The sequence below is a fragment of the Photobacterium sp. OFAV2-7 genome (assembly GCF_022347985.1).
In the GTDB taxonomy this organism is placed as follows: domain Bacteria; phylum Pseudomonadota; class Gammaproteobacteria; order Enterobacterales; family Vibrionaceae; genus Photobacterium.
This window is the reverse complement of record NZ_JAKRFQ010000240.1, coordinates 1-6,193: the sequence shown is the minus strand read 5'-3', so window position 1 is coordinate 6,193 and position 6,193 is coordinate 1. Positions and strand designations below refer to the sequence as shown.

General features: G+C 46.9%; 4 protein-coding genes and 1 pseudogene. 4 read left to right on the top strand and 1 reads right to left on the bottom strand.

The window, feature by feature from the left end; all coding sequences use genetic code 11:
* Nucleotides 1–469 precede the first annotated feature (469 nt).
* On the top strand, nucleotides 470–1,399 hold the full coding sequence (locus MHN01_RS13380; protein WP_239411800.1) for a carbamate kinase: 930 nt from the start codon (nucleotides 470–472) through the stop codon (nucleotides 1,397–1,399).
* Between the two features lie 269 nt (nucleotides 1,400–1,668).
* On the opposite strand, the gene MHN01_RS13375 is transcribed toward MHN01_RS13380, so the two are convergent.
* Nucleotides 1,669–2,520, bottom strand: coding sequence for a hypothetical protein (locus MHN01_RS13375; protein WP_239411799.1), 852 nt, complete (start codon nucleotides 2,518–2,520; stop codon nucleotides 1,669–1,671).
* Between the two features lie 200 nt (nucleotides 2,521–2,720).
* Between MHN01_RS13375 and MHN01_RS13370 the strand changes: the two genes are divergently transcribed.
* The 3 genes and pseudogenes from MHN01_RS13370 to MHN01_RS13360 all read left to right on the top strand — a co-directional run.
* Nucleotides 2,721–3,566, top strand: a complete 846-nt coding sequence (locus tag MHN01_RS13370) for a formate/nitrite transporter family protein (RefSeq protein ID WP_239411798.1) — start codon at nucleotides 2,721–2,723, stop codon at nucleotides 3,564–3,566.
* A gap of 61 nt (nucleotides 3,567–3,627) precedes the next feature.
* Complete coding sequence (fdhF, locus tag MHN01_RS13365; RefSeq protein WP_239411797.1) at nucleotides 3,628–5,724, top strand: formate dehydrogenase subunit alpha; 2,097 nt, start codon at nucleotides 3,628–3,630, stop codon at nucleotides 5,722–5,724.
* A gap of 1 nt (nucleotide 5,725) precedes the next feature.
* Nucleotides 5,726–6,193, top strand: a pseudogene (locus tag MHN01_RS13360) (hypothetical protein); the annotation flags it as partial.

The window sequence follows — 6,193 nt, the reverse complement described above, 5'->3', positions numbered from 1 at the left end:
ATATAAAAAAGTCATAGTATTGGCAACACTTATTTAATGTATTCATGTATTTAGCTATAGACTGATGCGATTAGGTCTTAAGGTGTTCATTCAATCCATAATGCTATTTCAACAGAACTTATTGTGATCAGCCTATCATTATTGAATAAAAGCTAGCCTATGGCGTGTTTTATTTGTTGAGAGAATATTCACTATTGACGAATCATTCGCAAAAAAATGACTTTAACAGGCAGATTATTAGAAAAAGTACGGATATTTAATCGAATAATGAATAAATTAACAATTAACTAGGCATGTCTAGTGAAATAGTATTTTGATACTTGTCACATAACCCGTATAAATTTTCACATACTATATCGACACTTTCACTTCTTCATTGAAAGTATTATTTTATACAAATATAAAAACTACTTAGATACATTAAAAATAAAACATAATAATCACTCCATAACATAGGAGGTACGATCATATGCGTATAGTATTAGCATTAGGTGGTAATGCGCTACTTGCTCGAGGCCAGGCATTAACGGCTGAAAACCAAAGAATAAATATTAAAAAATCCGCTGCTAGTATTGCGGCTATTGCGAAAGAACATGAAATTGTTGTTGTTCATGGTAATGGGCCACAAGTGGGTTTATTAATGGAGCAAAATGCGGCTTACCAGGAATACTCACCAGAAACGACGCCATACCCTATGGATGTATTAGGCTCGCAAACTTGCGGAATGGTGGGTTATATGTTGCAGCAGGAGTTGCGTAATATCGACTCCTCGCTTGATATTGCAACGTTAATTACACAGACAGAAGTTAGCAAAGACGATCCTGCATTTGCTAACCCGACAAAGTTTGTTGGTCCTGTCTATACAGAAGAGCGCGCAAAAGAAATGATGGCAGACTCAGACTTGGTGTTTAAAGCCGATGGAGAGTACTTCCGCCGTGTTGTTCCGTCTCCGATGCCAAAAGACATTGTAGAGCTCAAACAAGTTGAGACCCTGTTAAAAGCAGACAACTTGGTTGTGGCTTGCGGTGGCGGCGGGGTACCGGTTTGCTTTGAACAAGGGCAAAGTGCCGGTGTCGAATGTGTAATCGATAAAGATCTGACTGCTGAGTTATTGGCTGAGAAACTTGAGGCGGATTTATTTATTATTTTGACCGACGGTTCAATTTATCGAAATTATGGCAAGGAAGATCAGGCCGAGATGAAACAGGCAACACCTGCTGGATTGGCTGAATTCAATTTCCCAGCAGGTTCTATGGGGCCTAAAATTGAGGCAGTGTGTAAATTTGTCGAAACCGGACTTGGTAATGCTGCTATTGGTTCGCTTTTTGATTTAGATAAGATTATTTCTAACGAAGCTGGGACATTAGTCACTCAGGGTGAAGGAATTACTTATTACTAAGTTCAAGCTTAATTATTATTGGTGAAGATGACTAAAACAACCTTCAGGTATACAGTCTGGGGGTTGTTTTTTATTATCAAACAATATGGAGAGTGGATTTTAATAGAAGGTTTAAACAGAAAGCTCTCAGATAAATAACGCAAGGATACCTCATCTAAGTTTTAACTGTTTATTTATGTTTAACGATTATTTATTCGCTAGTAAGTATGTAATTTTACGTGACTCAATAGTCGGCTTAGTCATACTTATTGCAGATAACGAAATATTGATTAACCACACACAAACCACGAGTTTGCGGCTGCGGTTATATAAGCCATACGATGCCAGTCCAGTTGCTCCAATGTCGGTGCCGTTCTGATGTCACCTTTCAGCTTCGCCGTCGCGGCAACTTTAACCAAGCCATTACTGACACTATGTACTGTACCCAGGTAAGTGTATCCCATGGTGGAATCTTTAGGCCGGTTGTAGAGGCAGACGACCGAACCTATGTTGGTATAGATATACTCGCTCTCTTCGTTCCAAAGCTCTGCTGCAACCGGCTCTTTCATTGGCTGAGGGATTTGTCCGACTTCTGGCGGGGTAATCAGTTTTCGGTGCGAGGAGTAAGGTTGGTAGCCTAGGATCTTGGCAGCGTCATACCACTCATCCGGACTTGCCTCAGTATTTTCAATGACCTTCAAAGTGACAAATGGCCCGTCAAGGCATAGATCTGCCCACAGTGCAGTGCTGGATATCTTGGAGTAGAAAATTGGACGCTCATCGACAGTATTGGGGTTATAGACACACCATGTGCCAGTATCCTGATGAATCAGCTGGCCGACGTTGGCATCACAAACACGCTTGGCCAGTTGGTGGAATTCCTGGATATCGTTGTTAGCTTCCTGCTGGCTGTTGGCGCAGTACCGATAAGTAAATGAGAACGCACTCTTGGGGTAGAACAGCCCCTTATCCACAACCGCACCGTTTTTGCGAGTATCGTTAAGCGCGATGAAGCTCTGGGTTGAGTCATGAAAGCGGTATTCACTGGAGCTGAAAAATGACTCTGATGTTGAACTACAGCCAACAACAAAAAGAGCTGTTATGAGACTGAGGATACTGGACTGAAATTGGCGGACATGCATATACAACGATACCTGTAACCACTATGCCGAATAAAGTTAAGTATATAGTGCGAACCAAAGTTGCAAGCAAAAAACCGCGATGGATGTCTCTCAGTATTAAGCAATGAGTGAAGGCAGATAGCCGCTAAACTGGATAAAGCTACCTTACAGGCGGCAGGGTTATTTGTGAGTGGACGCACTTTGGATGCTTAGGAGCCAGAATGGCAGATATATACGGCTTTGATGCTTTTTCCCCGAAGCAGATTGCAGAGAAAGTCGACAATATTGGGGTAGCTAAAGCACGATTGCCATTGCTGTCGATGGTAATACTCGGGATCCTCGCCGGTGCCTATATTGGTCTGGGCGCATTGTATTTTACTCTGGTTAAATCTGAGCCCGGTTTTGGCTTTGCCACTGGGCAAGTGCTGGGCGGGGTGTCATTTTCGCTGGGCCTGTTGCTGGTTGTTGTGGCTGGCGCGGAGTTGTTTACCGGGAATAATTTACTGGCAATGGCCTGGGCGGATAAAAAAATAACTACCGCTGAGCTGCTCAATAACTGGGGGGTTGTTTGCGCGGCAAACTTTATTGGGGCAACGGGCCTCGCAGTGCTGGTTTTTTTGTCGGGCCATACCGATCTAAATCAGGGGGCCATTGCTGAGCAATATCTGAAAATTGCAGAGGTGAAATGCAGCTTGCCCTTCTGGACGGCATTCTTTCGTGGCGTATTGTGTAATGTACTGGTTTGCATGGCTGTTTGGATGGCACTTGCCGGGCGTAGCGTGATCGACAAGGCGGTGGCGATTGTTTTTCCAATATCGGCTTTTGTTGCTGCGGGGTTTGAACACAGCATTGCCAATATGTATTTCATCCCGTTGGCTATGCTAATCAAGGCTTTTGGTGATACAGGGGCAGCTTCTGTGGCCGACTCGGTTACCTTGCTGGGGTTTATTGGCAATCTGATCCCTGTGATCCTTGGTAATCTGGTTGGTGGCAGCGTATTGGTTGGCCTTGTCTATCACATTGTCTACCTGCGAGGACAGTCGTTGCCCAAACCAGAAGATAAGTAATAAAACTTCGCATTGGTAAGCGGTTGCTATACTCAGACCAGTACCGGACACGCACTGTGCAATGACTATGACTGCCTCGATTGTAAAAACCATTTGTCCGTTCTGCGGAGTGGGCTGCGGTATCTGCCTTAAAGTTGATGAACAGCAACGCCTGATCGGTGTTGAACCACAGGTCAGCCATCCAATAAGCCGCGGTAAACTGTGTGATAAAGGTTGGGGTACTGCCTACGCGATTCACCCCGATAACCGAATTACCCAACCGCTGAAACGGATCAAGGAGCGATTCCAGCCTATCAGTTGGGATGAGGCCCTGGCGTCGATAGGGGATTCTATAAAAGCCATATTAGATGAAGCCGGGCCCGAGGCGGTCGGGGTTATTTCCAGTGCACGTGCAACCAATGAAGATAACTATGCGGCGCAGAAATTTGCCCGTGCAGTATTGAAAACCAACAATATTGATCACTGCGCGCGGATCTGTCATAGCCCGACGGTTGCCGGTCTGAAACAGACACTGGGCTCCGGAGCGATGACCAATAGTGCAAGTGATATTTATAAAACGGATTTGATCGTGGTGATCGGTGCCGATCCGACGGAAAATCACAGCATACTGGGCGGTCACATTATCGATGCCCAGCAGAAAGGGGCGCAGCTAATTGTCATTGATCCCAGGGTAACGCGGCTGGCGAAAGTGGCGGATATGCATGTGCAACTCAAGGCAGGTAGTAATATTGCTCTGATTAATGCCATGTTGCATACCATTTTCGCTCAGCAATGGCACAACCAGTGTTTTATTGATGAACGCTGTGAAGGTTTTGAGGCGTTGGCAAATAATGTAGCGCAAGTGACGCCGGATTCTGTCGAATCGATAACTGGTGTTAGTGCCGAGCTAGTCCGTAAGGTTGCCAAAGCATATAGTCAGGCCAACAGTGCGATGATCATGTACGGGATGGGTATTACCCAGTTTGTCAGTGGAACCCAAAACGTGATTGCTCTTGCTGATTTGGCCTTGGTGTGTGGACAAGTGGGCCGCCCCGGCACGGGTATTAATCCGTTGCGCGGCCAGAATAATGTGCAGGGCGCCTGTGATATGGGTTGCTTGCCTAATGTCTATCCTGGCTATCAGGATGCCAGCGCCCCTGATGTTCAAAGTAAATTTGCCAAGAGCTGGGGAGAAGAGGTTGCAAGCAAGCCGGGTTTAACCTCGCTCGGTATGACGAAGGCGACGCTGTCTGGTGACTTTCGTGGATTGGTGTTGTTTGGAGAAGATCCGGTTGTGACCGACCCGGATCAGAATCATGTTAAGGCGGCGCTAAAGGCACTGGACCTGCTGGTTGTTGCCGAGCTGACCATGACTGAAACCGCCAAGCTGGCTGATTTTGTTTTGCCTGCGGCCTCGTTTGCCGAGAAAGCGGGTACTTTCACCAACTGCGAGCGACGTGTGCAGCGAATATCGCAAGTACTGGCTCCTCCCGGTACAGCGAAGAGCGACTGGCAGTGGTTAAAATACCTGGCTGAACAGCTGGGTAGCCAGCAATTGAGCTGGGAGACAAGCGAGCAGGTCTTTGACGAGATGGCAACGTTGACGCCAGCCTATCAGGGGATGACTTACGCAGGGATGGATCGGCATCAGGGATTACAGTGGCCTTGTAATCAGGACGCGCCGATGGGGACGGAGATACTGCATCGCGACAGCTTTCCCATTGGAAAGGCCAAGTTATTGCCTGTTCACTATATTGACATTGACGAGCCTGCCGATGAGCAGTTTCCACTTGTGCTGACCACCAACCGTCTGCATTTTCATTATGGCTGCGGATCGATGACACGTAAGTCGCCATTGCTGGAGAGAGAAACGCCTGCGGGTGTGTTGTTTATTAACCCGCATGATGCGAAAGCGCTTCGACTCCAGCGCTATTCGCCAATAGGTGTTCGCTCTCGTCGCGGGTATCTGGAGACACGTGCTATGATAACGGATGATGTGCCGCCGGGCTTAGTCAGCATGCCTTACCACTTCAAGGAAGCCCCTTCGAATCAGTTAACAAATACGGCTCAGGATCCTATTACCAAAATGCCCGAGCTGAAAGCCTGTGCCGTGTCGGTATTTCCGCTTCCACCTAACCAAGCCCCCAAAACTGTTCAGCAATTGTGGGAGGAAAAGTAGGATGCAGCAGTATTTACTAGAGTCGCTTCGTGAACTGCAACTTCATTTGTCTCGCTCCCGTCAGTTTTTTCAGGTAGTTAACGATGACGGGGATCCGCATTGGCAGCACGTTGAGCAGGGTGAGTGTTATCCAATGACCCATAACATGCCATTGAGTTCGGCCAAGCAGTTCTTCTTTGCCGAGCAAGAGCCGTTGTATGTTTTCGATGGTCAGTTTTTCCGCGAAACATTACCTGAGCCAGAGCCTTTTGTCCTTTTTGGGGTGCTGAGCTGCGATTTGATGGCGATTCATTATCAGGATATTTTCTTTGAGCAGGATCCCTATTATCAGGCCCGCCGACAGCGAGCACTGTTGGTGGGAATAGACTGTGTCCATCCCTGTCAGGAAGGGTTTTGCTACTTGGTCAATGCCGGGCCAGGTGTCCGGGATGAAACGGCAGATTTGATTTTGCACCCGCTGTCAGATGGC